The sequence below is a fragment of the Novosphingobium fluoreni genome, assembly GCF_014196615.1.
In the GTDB taxonomy this organism is placed as follows: Bacteria; Pseudomonadota; Alphaproteobacteria; order Sphingomonadales; family Sphingomonadaceae; genus Novosphingobium; species Novosphingobium fluoreni.
Genome location: NZ_JACIDY010000012.1, coordinates 19,734 through 34,775, shown reverse-complemented (window position 1 = coordinate 34,775; position 15,042 = coordinate 19,734). Strand labels below are relative to the sequence as shown.

The following is a 15,042-nucleotide window of genomic DNA, read 5'->3' as shown; positions in this document are numbered from 1 at the left end:
AATCTCTGCCCGGATGCCGTTCATCCGCTCCAACATCTTTGGTGCAACTTCAATCTGACTAGAAACGACTGCATCGAGATCATCGATCTCGATGGCATTGCGTTTTGCCAAATCAAAGCTGTCATCAACACGCTGCAGAAGATCAGAATATAATCTATGAGCGCCTTCGGCATTTTGTGTTACCAAATCAGCGGTGGTTTCAAACTTTTCTGAAAAGGTATTGTTTAAATCAAAGATTTCAGCTGAGGTGCGTTTTATAGTCTCTATTACCGCATCAATCCTCTTAGAAAGCGCCCCACCTGTCTCGGTTAACTGCCTAGCAGTATGTTCAAGGGCATCGCGAGTTTTTGATGCTGTCTCCTCAAGCCCTCCTACTTTAGCATGCAATCTCACCTGCTCGAGGTGTAACTCGTCAGTTTTCGAGCTTACACCGGTAAGCATGTCACGAAGATAGCGGACTTCAATCGTGCCTTCCGCACGTGCAGCTGTGGCAGTGGAGAATGCCTGCTCCGAAAAGTGACTGGCAAGTCGCGCTTTTTCTTCAATTCTGGCAACATCTTGAAGTAAACGTTGTTGAGTCGCCTCTGCAAGTGACTGGGCGTCTGACTTCTGCATTGCAGTGCGATGGGCGCGTTCCTGGCTCAGTTCCTGCTGCACGTGTGCCAGCGTGTCTTTGCTGGCTTGTAAGGCGCCCTTCAAATCATTGATTTCACTGGCCAGACGGGCCTCAAAAGTCTTCCCCAGATCACTCAGAAAGTACGCGTCAAGGTTCTTACCAGATTGGGACGTCATCGTTAACTCGCACAGCAGCGGGGGCTCAGCCAATCTGATCCCACGGCCCTTGTGGAGCCTTCATACGCGTATCTTACCTACGTTGCCAACGACCCATGAACGGACAGTTTGTGGAGCATAAACCCTAAGTCACGCTTATCAGGAGCGATTCCCTGATCACATGGACGGGCCGAATGGCTGCATTCGATCTGGATAATGTATTCAGGAAGTCCAGAAATCTGTGTTTTCCATCGCAGCTTATGCCCGGCACCTTGTGCTCCAAGCTGGAGCAAGGCCGCGACCGGCTTGCCGTTGGCCTTCACAAGGAGAGCGGGGCTAAGATCAAGGATGCCAGAAAAAAGGGAGATATCGGCTTCGCAGTCGACCTCTATGCTTTCAGTGGAATCTAGGGGAATGCGAATGGAACACATTGGTGATTTGGACCATGCGCCGGCTTCTTCGACAGGATGAAATCCGGTTAGAAATAATTCCGGCAGTGCGAGCGAACGGTTCCATTCCCATTTTCCACCGGGCTTGAGAGGGGGTGGGCCCCACGTAAGGTCAATGCCATGATCCCGTGCCTGGACTGCTGCCGCATCACGGTCATCAAGCAGGGCATGGGCAAGGTAGCCCGCCAATTCGTCCACTTTAGCATCTTGGGTGCCACGTGCCGGAATGATCAGCTTTTCCATGGCTGGAAAGGCCTCTGCTCCTTCCAATCCCTGCAACGAGGAGTCTTGGAGGGTGCCCCGCACGTAATTAGCGCCAAGGTGAAAGCTCTGCGTCCGACGCGCTATGCTCTCACCGCTACGTGCAAAAATCTGTTGCCACAGCGCGGGCTCGAACAGTCGGTGATCCAGTTCCACCCGCCTGTCATCATCCAATCCGAGTGTCGCAAATTTATCACGAGGATCGGCAAGAAGGAAATGCGTATCGTGACCAAATATCTCTGCTTCTACGCCGAGAGACGATGAGATCGTTATGACTGGGCCTAACGTTCTGGGCGTCATGATATGAGCATAACTATTGCCCGATATCGCCAGGATCGTTTTGCCCAGCTCATCCAATAGCAAATCAAACGGACCTTCTTCCCACTTGGCGAGGGGGTGCTTCAAGAAGGCAATGGTATCGTACCCATCGAGCAATATGTCGAGTTGTTCTCTATAGTCGTGAAGCCTCATGAATCGACCATCGGCGATAAGAGACGAATCTGCCGATGTTTGCCCCACCAGGAGCGGAATGCCTTCAGGGAGGTGTCCTTGTGCTGGATCAAGCCGCGCAAGACGGGCGGAATAGCGAGATGCTTGTCGCGATATCTCATTCGGATCACACGATGTTGCAGACAGTGATGCAGCGATCGCTGATGAGTTAGTATAAGCGCTAAATACAAGATCTTTTAGAAAACGGATTGGATGAAGGTGTAGTGACACATATTCCATCCCTCTAATTGATAACTGCCGTTTTATAAACGGCGGAATTTCAAATCCAATGACGAGATCATTAGGCGAGATGGTATCTAGCAGACGGGCAAAGCAATCGCTGTCTTCTGCATCGAATTGAGCCGCCCAGGTACCTTTTGAGTCCATTGTCAGGGATCGCAGAAGTTCGGGATTATTCAGCTGGGCTGAAAACTCTTCTAGTTGACGGGAAGGCATCAATGCCTTCCAAGACATATCGCAGGCTTTCAGGGCGGGCGCGAGAAGACGCGAAATCCAGGCGATATTTCCCTGCTGGATGATAGACACCTGTTGTGCCGTTATGCCGACGCGTAACCAGTCACCGACGAAGGTACAGCCTTCACTCCTCATTGAACCGCGCCGATCTTGCTAGCTCCAACACTTGCCCGGGGCGCCTCAACGGCGTGCTTGGGAAGCAGGGCATCACCCGCCCTAGGGCAAGGGTGTTCTTGGTTCTACGGTAACAACATCGGGGTTGAACGCAAATGGACGTTGCGAGCAATTTTACCTTGTTCGCTCAGTCGGCAAATGCGCCACAGGGCGCGGTGAGCAGTTTAGCATAACCATCCGGGAAGAAGCCGAGAACCAAAGATGGCGCTCCATCTAACCCATGGGCAGGTACGCATGAATCAATCAATCGGATTTTCATCGGGACCGGGAGAGGCCGCGGACATCTCAACCTCTCCTGCGATTAATATGCCATCGGCAACCGTGAAGCCGCTTTGCTCGTCTATCACCTCATCGCCAGAGTAACGGCCGATGAAAGTCTGAAATCGCTCTAGGGCGGCGGCTACGTCATCAGGCATCTGCATCTCTATGCTCTTAATTGCTCGAGGCACAAACGCGCAGATGTCACCAAAGTTCGCCTGGTCCTTGCCTTGGGTATCCTGCTGAATCTTCGTGACTGCAAAAGGCACTTCTGTCGGGGCGTTGAGCTACCAAGGCCGTGGAGATGCATTGGCTATTTTAAGCTACTCAGATGAGCTAGGCTCTATAGAAACGGTATTTGATATTGAGAGCCAAGCACGGCAGTACTAGCCCATATGAGCATACCTAAAAAATCCACCCTCACCCCCCCGCCCTCACCTTCGGTCAAGGTCGCGCGCGTGTATCTGCGGGTCAGCACTGATGAGCAGGATCTGGCACGGCAGGAGGGGATTGTTTCGGGCGCGCGGAGCGTGGGTTATTATGTTGCCGCGGTCTATCGGGAAAAGGCATCGGGGGCGCGGCCCGATCGGCCTGAGTTGCTGCGCATGATCGAGGATCTGCAGGCCGGTGAAGTCGTGGTCGCGGAAAAGATCGACCGCATCAGTCGATTGCCGCTGCCCGATGCCGAGCGGTTGATCGAGACGATCCGTGCCAAGGGCGCTCGGCTTGCGGTGCCGGGTATTCTCGATCTGTCCGAACTGGTCGCCGACAGTGATGGCATCTCGCGGATCGTGCTGGAGGCGGTGCAGGACATGCTGCTGCGCCTTGCCCTGCAAACCGCGCGCGACGATTATGAAACCCGGCGGGAGCGCCAGCGCCAGGGCATCGACGTGGCGCGGCGGGCCGGGCGTTACACCGGGCGCAAGGCCGATACCGCTCAGCACCGCCGTATCGTCGCCTTGCGCGAAGCGGGCATGAGCATCGCGCGTACTGCCGAGCTGGCGGGTTGCAGCGTGGCGCAGGTCAAGCGGATAACCGCTCTGCACCGGGCAAAGGTGGCTCCTGAGCGACCGTAACAGTTTGAGCGCGCTTGGCGGCGCTGCTACACTGGCCTGCATGAAGGCGTATCTAGACGGACTGTTCGTGAGAGGCACAAGGCCCGTGTTTCCGAAGGTCCGCGAAAGCACGAATGAGAGCGCTTCGGACACCGCCCTCCCCGCGTTAGATCGACCATCGCATGCGCCCATTCGTGCTTTCGCGGACCTTCCCCACCTCATCTTCGTGCTTTCGAGGACCTTGGCCCGGTCGGCCGCCGGGATGCCGGCATGACGGCCCGCAGCACGAACCAGGGGGAGCTGTTCATGTTGGACAGTCCACTGCTGACAGAGGTTCGCGGCGAGCAGTCCTTGATGGCCTATCCCTTCTTCGCGCTGAGCAAGAGCGCCTGGAAACGGCCGCTGGTATACAAGACGGAGACGGTGTCGATCGAGATCGGCCCTGGTCCTCGCGGGGTCGCCACGATCTACGACAAGGAGGTCCTGCTTTATATCGCCAGCCTCATGGCGGCCAAGCTCGACGCGGGCGAGGACGTGACGCAGGATTTCTACTTCACGGCCTATGACCTGTTCCGCGTGACGGGGGTCAATGGGTCGGCGCGGTCCTATTCCCGGTTGTCGGACGCGCTGGAGCGCCTGCAGGGCACCCAGATCAAGACCGACATCGAAGCGGGCGGCGAAGGCCAGGCCGGCTTTTTCTCTTGGTTGTCCGAAGCGCAGCTGAAATACACCAAGACCAAGAGCGGCGACAAACGGCTCAAAGCGGTGAGAGTGCGCCTGTGCGATTGGCTCTACCGTGCGATCCTGCGCGATCGGCGTGTCCTGGATTATTCGCCGTTCTACTTTCAGCTGGGCCCCGTCGAGCGGCGGCTTTACGAAGTCGCGCGATCGACCTGCAAGGATGAGCCGGTGCAGATCGGACTCGACGATCTGCGCCTGCAACTCGGCTACCAGAACTCGCTCAAGCACTTTCGCCACGCGATGAGAGGGATCGCCGACCAGAATGCGATCCCCGACTATCACATCACGATGAGCGACCCGGCGACATCGAGCGGCAGGGTGAGCATCGCGGCGATCGTGGTGACGATCGCGCCAAAGCCGATGCTGCCGCCGACCAGCCCTGAAACCGACCTCGAAACTGGTCCCGAAACTGACCTTGGGAACGAGGCCTGAGTCGGCCGACGAATCGGCATCAGAGCTTGAGACTGATTCGGCGACACCAAATGTAAGGTCCGCGAAAGCACGAAGTCAGGTCCGCGAAAGCACGAACTTTGTGCCCGAAGGTCCGCGAAAGCACGAACAATTTCGCCGTCAGGTCCGCGAAAGCACGAACCAAAGTGGCTTTAAGTGTAGGATTTTAGCTGCGACAATAGGCCGCTGGCCGATACCGGCCGAGATCGAAATGAAAGGGTGGCTGTGACCACATAAAAGAAAGCCCGGCACGAAGGCCGGGCATCCCATCTGGAGTTTGGAGCGACGTCGCCAAACGTCGAACCGAGGGGCAACCAAAAGGTCACACACAGCCCCTCCTCCATACCCCAGATCGAACCCCTGTTCAAGGATGCGCGTTTCGCGCCACGGATTTGTTTTGCCTGGTGACGGCCCTCTCCTGCGGAGGGACGAATGGGAACGTATACCTTGGGGGCGGCCTTGAGCGGAGCGCTGGCGAGCGCCCTGCCCCGCAGCTGTGCGCCGCGACAGCGCAAGCAAAAGTCCGGGGCTCCACATCCCACGGGTGCCCGGGTGCTGCGCGACAGCGTCGAGGCTGGCACGTTCGAGGAGATATTCTTCGTGCCGCCGGCGAAGGGTGAGACCGATCGCATGCTGCGCGCGGCGCGCCGCGGCCTGGATGCCGGCCGCCAGCTTCGGCGCGAGGCACGCCAGGGCAGCCGCGTGCTCAATGCGGTGGAGCGGCGGCTGATCACGCTCACCAGCGCCAGCGTGCGGGTGTTCGAGGAGATCCTGACGCTGGCGCGGCTGAACCGCGGCAAGGTCTATCCCAGCTACGACCACCTGGCCGATGCGACTGGCCTCGGCCGGGCGACGGTCGCCCGCGCAATCGCCATCCTTGAGGCCATCGGCTTTCTGATCCGCCAGCGACGTTTCAAGCGGATCGAGGCCGAAGGCGCTGGCCCACGCTACGAGCAGACCTCCAACGCCTATCGGCCGATGCTGCCCAAGTCCGTGCAGCCCTACCTGCCGCGCTGGATGCGCCCTGCCCCGCTTCCCGATGACGAGACGCAGCGGCTTGTCGAGCATGATGAGACGATGACGCAAATGCATGCGCAGCTGACGTGCCGGGAATGGGCTGAGGCCACCGTGGGCGGTGCGCTCGGCAAGGTTCTCGCCCGGCTTGGCTCGGCGCTGGATCGCCAGGAGCGCGAGTCTCAAATAGATACGGAACCGCTTCCCATTTCCTTTGGAATGAAGGACATGATGAGTTGGCCTCATCGGCCAACACGTTTCACCTGACGGTAATATGACCGAACAGGCACGCTCCGATTCAAAACCAAGCATAAGCTTGCAATGTCCAACGCACCGCTTCGCGGCGCGAGTGCTCCCAGCGGGAGCAAGCCGCGATGGTCGGTAGCTTTCGACCCAAGCTTAAACCGCCGGGCCAGAAAGAGCTTGCACGCGAGTTACTGCAAATAAAAAGGATATCTAAATAATAGCCATATCCTATCTATTGCGATGTCCTTGCGCTATGGATAGCCTCGCGCTAGGTACGCGATTGTCTTTTGCTATCTGGAGCACATATGCCGGCTATATCCGTGGCGAACCCCAAGGGCGGAGCGGGCAAGACCACCCTTACCTTCGTGCTCGCCTGCGAACTGGCCCGCAGCGGTGCCTCGGTAGCGGTGATCGATGCCGATCCCAACGCGATCATCGCTGGATGGGGCCGCAAACGCACGGAACAGGATCGTGAGACGCCATTCCAGATCATCGCCGGACCCAAGGAGTCCGAACTGGTCCGCCTGATCGATCAATACACCGCCTCGCACGATTTCGTGCTGATCGACCTGGAGGGCACCGCCTCGCGCATGACTTCGCGCGCGCTGGCCCGGTCGCACCTGGTGCTGATCCCCTTCAACCTTTCGCCAATCGACGCCGAGCTGGCCGCCAACGCCGTCGGCCTGATCCAGGAGGAGGCCGAAGCGCTCGGGCGCAACATCCCGTTCCGCCTGGTGCGCAGTCGCGACAATGCGGCGATGCAGACCAAGACCGCCCAGCGCATCATCGCCGCGATCGATGCCGCCGAGCTGCCGCTGCTGCCGGTCGGCCTGGTCGAGCGCGCCGCCTATCGCGACATCTTCGATTTCGCGCAGACGCTGGAGGAACTGGACGAGAGCAAGACCTCGGGCGTGCCGGCGGCGCGCAAGAACGCCCACGAGGTCGCACGATCGGTCCTGCAGGCTGTCCAGGAGGAGATGCGAGCATGAGCGGCTACGGCTTCGGCAAGAAACCCGCTGGCGACAAGCCTGCGGATGAGGCACCAGGGGAGGGGGATCGCCTGGATTTCAGCGGTCTTTCGCGCACGCCCGTCACGCTGGACCCGGCGCGCGAGGAAGCTGCCATCCGTCGCGGTGATGCCTTGGGCTTCGTCGATCGTGGCGCTTCGGCGCAGTCGGCGTCCGATGTCACGCCGGACAGCGCCAGCGACGCGTCAGGCACACGCCGCCGCCGCCGATCGACGCAGCCGCAAGTGAGCGTGTTCATCAAAGGCCCCAAGGACACGCTGGACTGGTTCATCGAATACACCAACGAACGCGGCCACCGCTCCTATTGGGAAGCGCTGGAGGAGTTTCGGGCGATGGTGAACCGTCAGGGCGAGTAGCCGCTTGCATGGGTGACAATAGGATATGGAGAGGATATCCATATCCTATTGTGTAGCTTGCAGATAGCGGTAGCACGGCAGTCATGCCGGGTCATTACCCTCGCGACGGCCTCCATATTCTACGCCATTGTCGAATAAAGAGGCGGCCCGGCAGGGGAGTGTAGAAAGAGCAGGGCGGTGTGGATCGTCCTGTATATCCCCTCTAATTCCGCGATCATTGACCGCCACTCATTGTGCTTCTACCTAAATTGCCAAGGGCATTTAGGGGTAATTGCGATATGGTGGGGCAAAACAGCCAAGGACGGCGCGCGCGTGCCGTCCTTTTAAAGTCTGGCCTGTTAAAGTCCGGCGCAACTGCGCTGGCGCTGTTGGTTCACCAGCAAGCTTTCGCGGCATGCGCTCCCGACCCCGTGCAGAGCGGCCAGACGACGACCTGCAGTGGCCTTGATGTCGATGGTCTGGTGGTGGCGAATTCCGGCGCTACCGTCGTTGTGGCGAATGGCGCGACTGTCGTTGGCAGCGGCGGCCCGGCGATCTCGGTCGCGATGCCGTCGACCAGCGGTTATTCCTATCTCACGCGAACGGCTGCGATCGAGGTCGATGGCATCGTCACGGGCGGTACCGACGCAGGCATCCGCGTTCAGCCCGGATCGGCCGCCAATAGCTACGACGGTGGCGGATCCTCGGTCAGCATCACGATCGGCGCCAGCGGCCTGGTGACCGGCAGCACCGGCATCAGCGGCGTGAGGACGCCGGATAACCCTTATGCAAGCTCGATAATCACTCTCGACAACAGCGGAACTGTAAGCGCGGCTTCGGGTCCGGCCATCAGCACTGATAGCCTGGGCTCGTCATTCGATGGCATCGTCAACCGGCAGGGCGGGCTGATCGGCGGGATCGCCACCAGCTTCAACGCGCTGGACAACAGCGGCACTATCGATGGCGGAGCGGGTTCCGCCCTGGCATCGGCGTCAGCCAACGGATACCGACCGAACGAAGTCCGCAACCAGGGACTGATCACCTCTTCGGGCGGTGCCCCGACGATTGTCGCCACCGGCAGTATCACCAACTCGGGCGTCATCTCCAATACGGGCGCGGGCACGACGATCAGTTCGAGCACGGGCTTCCTGACGCTGCGCAACGATGCATCGGGTACGATTTCGTCGAATGGCGGTACCGCGATCAGCACGCCTTATGCGATCTCGCTCATCAATGCCGGGCGGATCACCGGCAATGTCGTGGCCGGCTCGAACATGTCGTTCACCGGGAGCAGCGTCGACACAGGCCAAGGCGTGCTCGATGGCAATCTGCAGTTCGGCCCCAGCTTCGATACCCTCTACGTGCGCTATGTCGATGGTGCGTTCCGGACCGGTGTGACGGGAACGATCGACGGAGGCAGCGGCACCGATACGGTCATCGCCAGGTTCACGGGTGATGCCACGGTCACGGCAGCGGCCCCCAGGATTACCAATTTCGAGAACTTCGGCGTCGAGGCCGCGCAGGGTACGAGGGTGGTGCTGGGTAACGGTTTTTCGACCTCCGGCTCTCTGGGGCTCTCCGGTGACGGGACGATTGAAAATCGCACCACGCTGAGGACCGCCGGGCCGGTGGTCACGGCCAGTTCGTTCAACTCGACCCTGAGCTTCGTAAATGCAGGGACGATCGAGGATACCGCCACCGGCAATGGATTTGCGGTCAACACCTCGCTGCAGGATCTGGTGAACACAGGCCAGATCCTGTCTTCCGAAGGTGGCGTGTATGCCTCGTCCTACACGTTCGACAATTCCGGCGATATCATCGCCGCCGGGACGGCTGTCTACGGCTCGCTTCACGGCCTGCCCTTCAGGAACTCGGGGCTGATCCGCTCGACGGGTGGAACCGGGCTTCTGGCATCGAGCTCCAGTTTCAACGTTGGCCGGGGCATAGAAAACAGCGGCACTATCGAAGGTGCCCTTGTCGGCGCCAATCTTGGCACGAACCTGATCAACACCGGCACGATCCGCTCTCCAGGCACCGCGGTGACGCTGGCATACGGCACGCTGGAAAACCGTAGTGGCGGGCTGATTGCAGGTGGCCAGCAGGCGGCAACCGTCGGGTACACCGGGACGCTGGTGAATGCCGGCACGATCAACGGCAATGTCACCTTGCAGGACAGCTTTGGCTACGGCTCCGCGCGGTTCTTCGCGCTGGATGGCGGCGTCCTCAACGGCGATCTAGCGCTGGGGCGTTATACCACGCTGGTCACCGAACTGAGCGGCACGGGCACCAGCGGCTTTGCCGGGATCAACGGCAATGTCACTTCCAATGGCGGATCGGTCCGCTTCCGCGTCCGCAGCGACACGACTGCTACGATCCCCGCGCTATCCGGGTTCCAGTCGGTCGGGTACGACTTGTACGACAAGGCCGCGCTGACGCTTGGGGGCAGCGGCGATATCGCGCAGCAGCTCGTCTTCGCGGGCAACGGCAGCGTCGATCTGACCGCCAACTTGGTCGCCACAACCCAGGCCGCGATCGTATCGGACTATGTGCTTGACTGGGCGGGCAACAGCTACGCCGCCAATACCCTCTCGCTCGTCAGCCGCGGCTCCATCACGATGACGCGCACCGACCCCAACGTTTATGCCAGCGTTGTGCAGCTGCGCGAAGGCGATACCTTCACCAATGCCGGTACGATCACCGTTCGTGACGTAACCGGCAGCCCCTATCGCGGCGTGGCGATCTCGGGCGGCAGGATCATCAACACCGGCACCATCACGGTGGAGAATGCCGATGCCTTCTCCGGCGCGCAGTCTGTCGTCAATTCGGGCACCGTCACCGGCAACGGGCCGCTGGCCCGCTTCCTGTCCGGAACTCTCACCAACAGCGGCACGCTGACCAGCACCAACGGTCCGGCCCTGCAACTCGGCCCGAGTTCGTTCGGCACCTCGGGACTGATCGATAACCTGACCGGGGGCGTGATCTCAGGCGCAGGTGGCCTGGCCATCCAGTCAGCCGGCGGTTCGGTGCGCAATGCCGGCACGATCAACGGCTCGGTCGACCTGTCCTATGGCAACGTCTATTCCTATTATGGTTCGAGCTACACCGCCGCTGGCGGCATCCTCAACGGTGACTTGCGCTTTGGCCGCAACAACGACCTCTTGATCGAGACCGGCAACGGCTTTGGCGTGACCGGTGCGATCGACGGCGGCGAAGGTGATGATGTCGTCCTGCGTGCGCGCTCCGCATCGGCGACAGTGGCGCTGGGCGACTTGCCGACCGGGTTCGAGAGCGAGGTCGTGGGCGCCAGCGGTGCCGACACCGTGGTCACGCTGACCGGTGCACCCGGGCGCACCGCCGATATCGGCGTGATCGGCGATGGGCGGATCGTCAATCAGGCGGCCACCACCGGTTCGGTTTACAGCTTCACCTCTCCTTACGGGCCTGTTTTGCCGGGGTTTGACACCAGCAGCCGGCTTGCCTCGTTCGACAACCAGGCCGATGTCGGCCGCTCGATCATCGTGCAGGCAAACGCGCTGACCAACAGCGCCAATGTCGGTTCGGCCACCGCCACGTCGCCTGATGACGGCGAACGTGGCATCGTGCAGTACGCTACCGGCACGCTGAGCTTCAACAATTCGGGAACGGTCACCGGCGCGGCTTACCTCAACGGCGATACGCTGACCCGCGCCAGCATCGTCAACAGCGGCACGATCCGATCGTCCGGACAAGCCGACGCCGCCGTCGGCCTCTCCCAGAGCTACTATTCGCCTGAGACTTTGTCGGGGCCGCTGGCCTTGGACGTGACCAACAGCGGCACCATCGAGCAGACCGGCATATCGGGTGATGCGCTTTACCTCGGGACCGCGGGCGAGGGAACGATCGCGATCCGCAATTCCGGGACGATCCGCGCCAACGCCGGGGGCGAGACGCGCACCTACTATATCTATGGTCCAAATTACCCCGAATATTCGTACAGCTTCACCGATCTGGCGACCGGCATCGATGTCGATTCCTACGGTGCGATATCGCAAACGACGATCAGCAACCTGGCGTCAGGCACGATCGAGGCGAGCGGAGCGCTGTCCGTCGCCGTGCTGGCGAGCGGCCAGCTGACGCTCGACAATGCCGGCGTCATCACCGGTGGCGGTGATATCAACTACACGCAATCCAGTCCTTTCGGATCATCGTTCAGCACCACGTATGCCGGTGCGGTTCAGACCTTTGGCAACTTCGACGATCGCCTGACCAACTCGGGCACGATCACCGGGACGGTCGATCTGGGCGGGGGTGATGACACCATCGTCAACACCGGTACGATAACCGGCAACGTCCGCCTGGGTGCAGGCAATGACAGCTTCACGCAAGCCATCTCCGGCACCCTTGGCGGCACGGTGTTCGGCGGCGAGGGGTTCGATACCTTCCATGTCGATGCGACGGGAACCGGCGCCATCGCCGGCAGCCAGGTCAATGGCTTCGAGCGGCTAGTGCAGACCGGATCGGGCTCGGCCACATGGTCGGGCAGCTTCGAGGCGCCGACGATCGAGCTGGAAGGCTCGACCCTGCTGGTAGCGGCCGGAACCACGCTGCAGACTTCGGGCGCGGCGACCATTACCGGCGGCAGCGGGGCCCAGACCGTGGCCAACGCCGGCACCATCGCCGGCTCGGTCCTGCTGGGTGATGGCAACGACACATACCGCGATATCGCCGGCAGCAGCGTGGGCGGCATCGTCGACGGTGGGGCTGGGCAGGACACCTATCAGTTCGTGCTGGCCGGCGATCGCACCGCCACCACCGCCAACCGCAACTTCGAGAACGTGACCGTCGGCGGCAGCGGCACTTTGACGTACGCGCTGAACCAGTCGTTCGCCCAGGTGCGCCTCGATGGCGTGGGGCTGAACCTGGCCTTGCAGGGCAACAGCATCGGCGAGGTTCTGGGCGGCGAGGGCAGCGAGACCCTGCGCGCAGACGGCGATCTGCCGCGCGTGGCGCTGGGGGGCGGCAACGATACGCTGGTTCTGGGCGGCGCTACGGCAGCGGGCTTCTATGATGGCGGCACGGGCCTCGACACGCTGACGCTATCGGGCCTGGGCCCGGTCACGCTTTCGGGCACCGCCACCGGCTTCGAGACGCTGGCGCTGGGCAGCAACGCGCTGACCGTCACCGGCACGCTGGGTGCGGCGGGCGAGACGGTCACTCTGACCGACAAGGCCGAGACCGTGACCCTCGCCAAGGGCGGCGCTATCCGCGCATCGCTCAACCTGGGCGCGGGTGACGATCTCTTCCGGTTGCAAGAGGCGAGCTATGTGGGCCCAATCGACGGCGGGGCAGGGCAGGACACCTTCTCGATCGAAACCGGATCGCCTTACACTCTGGGCAACACGGTGACCGGGTTCGAGCGGTTCTCGCTGAACGGCAACGCCCTGACGATCGCCGGCTCGCTCGGCACGGCGGGGCAGGCGCTCGGCTTCGACGATGCCGACGATACGATCACGGTCGCCGCCGGCGCGCGCCTGCTGGGCGACGTGAACCTGGGTGGCGGTAACGACCGCCTGACCATCGCCGGCGCCTTCGCCGGATCGGTGGACGGCGGTGCGGGCAGCGATCAGCTCATCGTGAGCAGCGGCTCGCAGGCGGCCCCTGTGGCCTTCACCTCGATCGCCAATGTCGAAAGCTATGCGCAAGGCAGCGGGTTCGCCACGATCTCGGGCATCGCTTCCCTTGGCGGGGCAAGCCTCAGCGGCGGTCGCTTGGTGGGCCTGGCCGGGTCGACGATCAATGCCGGCACGATCACCGTCCAGCAGGGCGCCACCTTCGGCTCGGCCGGCACGGTGAACGCCAACCTGGCCGTCGCCGGTACGCTCAGCCCCGGCGCGTCGCCTGGCACGATGACGGTGAACGGCAACATCGCGCTGGGCGCGACATCGCTCTCGCTGTTCGAGATCACGCCCACCGCCGCCGACAAGCTGGTCGTCTCGGGCACGCTGTCGATCGCGCAAGGTGCCACGCTCCAGCTCGACCCATCCGGCACCATCGCTCCGGGCCGCACGCTGGACCTGGTCGTGACCGGTGGGGGCATCAACGGCAGCTTCACCAATGTCGTGAAGCCGGCTTCGCTGTTCGGGATCATCGTGCAGGATGCCAAGCGGATTCAGCTGCTCGGCCAGTTTCTGAACAACCCTGGCTTCACGCCGCAGGTCCAGGCCAGCATCGCCTACACCAATGCGGTGTTGCTGGCGCAGCCCGCCAGTAGCGCGCTGCTGACGGCGCTGCCGGTACTGGCGCCGGGAGGGGTGACCGATCCGGTGGCCTTCGCCCGCCTGACGCCCGAGCCTTACGCCAGCGCCGTGCAGACCAGTGTCGAGCGTGGGCTGATCGTGACGCGGGCCATGCGCTCGATGACCTTCGCGCAAGCCGACGATACGCCGCGTGCCTTTACCTTCGGGCAGGCACTGGGTGGGTGGAGCCGGATCGAAGCCGGCAACCGTCGCGGCACGGCCGAGGCGAAGAGCAAGGGCTACGGTTTCCTGGGCGGCATCGGTGCGGTAACCGGCAACTGGGCGGGCGGTGCGTTCGTGGGCTACCTGGAGGAGGACCAGACGATCGCGGCGCTGGCGGCCCGGACCAAGACCGACGGTGTCATCGCCGGTGTCCACTTGCGCTATGACAACGACAGCGTCTCCGCCTCGGTCTCAGCGTTCTACGATGGCGCCAAGGCTGAGACGCGGCGCGCACTGCCGGCTGCAGGTTCGGCCGATGCGGACTACCACCTGCGCGGCGCGGTCTTCGACGCCAAGATCGCGGTTCCCATCAAGGCGGCCAGTGGCCTGGCCATGGTCCCCCAGCTCGGCACGACCTGGATCCGCACACGCCGCGAAGGTGTCGTGGAAGGCGGCGGTAGCCCCTTCGCGCTGACGGTCCGGGGCGATCGCCAGTGGGCGGGCTTTGCGGATGCGAGCCTGAAGTTCGAGAAGCTCGGTACGCAAGCGCCGCTGCGGCCTTGGATCACGCTGGGCGGGCGCTACCAGCTGCAGGGCCGCACACCGGTGGCCGTGGCAGGCTTCGGCGGTGGCGCTGTGGCCCTCGTCGCCTACGGTGCACCCCGCGCACGGATAACCGGAACGGTGGACGCCGGGCTCGACGCGATCGTGGCACCGGGTGTCGACCTGTTCGTGAACGGCACCAGCGAGTTCTCGGCCCATGGCAGCCGGACCGGGCTGAACGGAGGCGTGAAGATCTTGTTCTGATCTGAAAAGGTGGCCTGTACCCGGCTCCGGTCGGGACAGGCCACCACCTTCGA

Annotated in this window: 9 protein-coding genes; 6 read left to right on the top strand and 3 right to left on the bottom strand. The window is 61.9% G+C overall.

Going from position 1 to position 15,042, the window contains the following annotated elements:
* The 3 genes from GGR39_RS16325 to GGR39_RS16315 form a co-directional block, all read right to left on the bottom strand.
* On the bottom strand, positions 1-825 hold an 825-nt coding region (locus GGR39_RS16325; protein ID WP_183618734.1), incomplete at its 3' end, for a hypothetical protein.
* A 44-nt stretch (positions 826-869) separates the two neighbouring features.
* Positions 870-2,579, bottom strand: coding sequence for a hypothetical protein (locus tag GGR39_RS16320; RefSeq protein WP_183618731.1), 1,710 nt, complete (start codon positions 2,577-2,579; stop codon positions 870-872).
* Between the two features lie 278 nt (positions 2,580-2,857).
* The gene (locus GGR39_RS16315) at positions 2,858-3,145 is read right to left on the bottom strand and encodes a hypothetical protein (protein WP_183618738.1); all 288 of its coding nucleotides are present in this window, start codon (positions 3,143-3,145) and stop codon (positions 2,858-2,860) included.
* 126 nt (positions 3,146-3,271) lie between these two features.
* Here GGR39_RS16315 and GGR39_RS16310 point away from each other — a divergent pair, with 126 nt between their 5' ends.
* The 6 genes from GGR39_RS16310 (at position 3,272) to GGR39_RS16285 (ending at position 14,989) form a co-directional block, all read left to right on the top strand.
* Positions 3,272-3,952, top strand: a complete 681-nt coding sequence (locus GGR39_RS16310; RefSeq protein ID WP_183618729.1) for a recombinase family protein — start codon at positions 3,272-3,274, stop codon at positions 3,950-3,952.
* Positions 3,953-4,201: 249 nt separating this feature from the next.
* On the top strand, positions 4,202-5,104 hold the full coding sequence (locus tag GGR39_RS16305) for a replication initiator protein A (RefSeq protein WP_183618727.1): 903 nt from the start codon (positions 4,202-4,204) through the stop codon (positions 5,102-5,104).
* A gap of 450 nt (positions 5,105-5,554) precedes the next feature.
* Positions 5,555-6,403, top strand: a complete 849-nt coding sequence (locus GGR39_RS16300; RefSeq protein WP_183618725.1) for a helix-turn-helix domain-containing protein — start codon at positions 5,555-5,557, stop codon at positions 6,401-6,403.
* Positions 6,404-6,687: 284 nt separating this feature from the next.
* Positions 6,688-7,371 (top strand): ParA family protein, encoded by a 684-nt coding sequence (locus tag GGR39_RS16295; RefSeq protein WP_183618723.1) that lies wholly within the window; start codon positions 6,688-6,690, stop codon positions 7,369-7,371.
* On the top strand, positions 7,368-7,766 hold the full coding sequence (locus tag GGR39_RS16290) for a hypothetical protein (RefSeq protein WP_058738022.1): 399 nt from the start codon (positions 7,368-7,370) through the stop codon (positions 7,764-7,766). The genes GGR39_RS16295 and GGR39_RS16290 overlap by 4 nt, the downstream gene beginning before the upstream one ends.
* A gap of 410 nt (positions 7,767-8,176) precedes the next feature.
* Positions 8,177-14,989 (top strand): autotransporter outer membrane beta-barrel domain-containing protein, encoded by a 6,813-nt coding sequence (locus GGR39_RS16285; protein ID WP_183618721.1) that lies wholly within the window; start codon positions 8,177-8,179, stop codon positions 14,987-14,989.
* The last annotated feature ends 53 nt before the right edge of the window (positions 14,990-15,042 follow it).

Bases quoted from the DNA above. Each gene is read 5' to 3' on its own strand.
- GGR39_RS16300 (WP_183618725.1), top strand. From the start codon at position 5,555: ATGGGAACGTATACCTTGGGGGCGGCCTTGAGCGGAGCGCTGGCGAGC.
- GGR39_RS16295 (WP_183618723.1), top strand. From the start codon at position 6,688: ATGCCGGCTATATCCGTGGCGAACCCCAAGGGCGGAGCGGGCAAGACC.
- GGR39_RS16290 (WP_058738022.1), top strand. From the start codon at position 7,368: ATGAGCGGCTACGGCTTCGGCAAGAAACCCGCTGGCGACAAGCCTGCG.
- GGR39_RS16305 (WP_183618727.1), top strand. From the start codon at position 4,202: ATGACGGCCCGCAGCACGAACCAGGGGGAGCTGTTCATGTTGGACAGT.
- GGR39_RS16320 (WP_183618731.1), bottom strand. From the start codon at position 2,579: ATGAGGAGTGAAGGCTGTACCTTCGTCGGTGACTGGTTACGCGTCGGC.
- GGR39_RS16310 (WP_183618729.1), top strand. From the start codon at position 3,272: ATGAGCATACCTAAAAAATCCACCCTCACCCCCCCGCCCTCACCTTCG.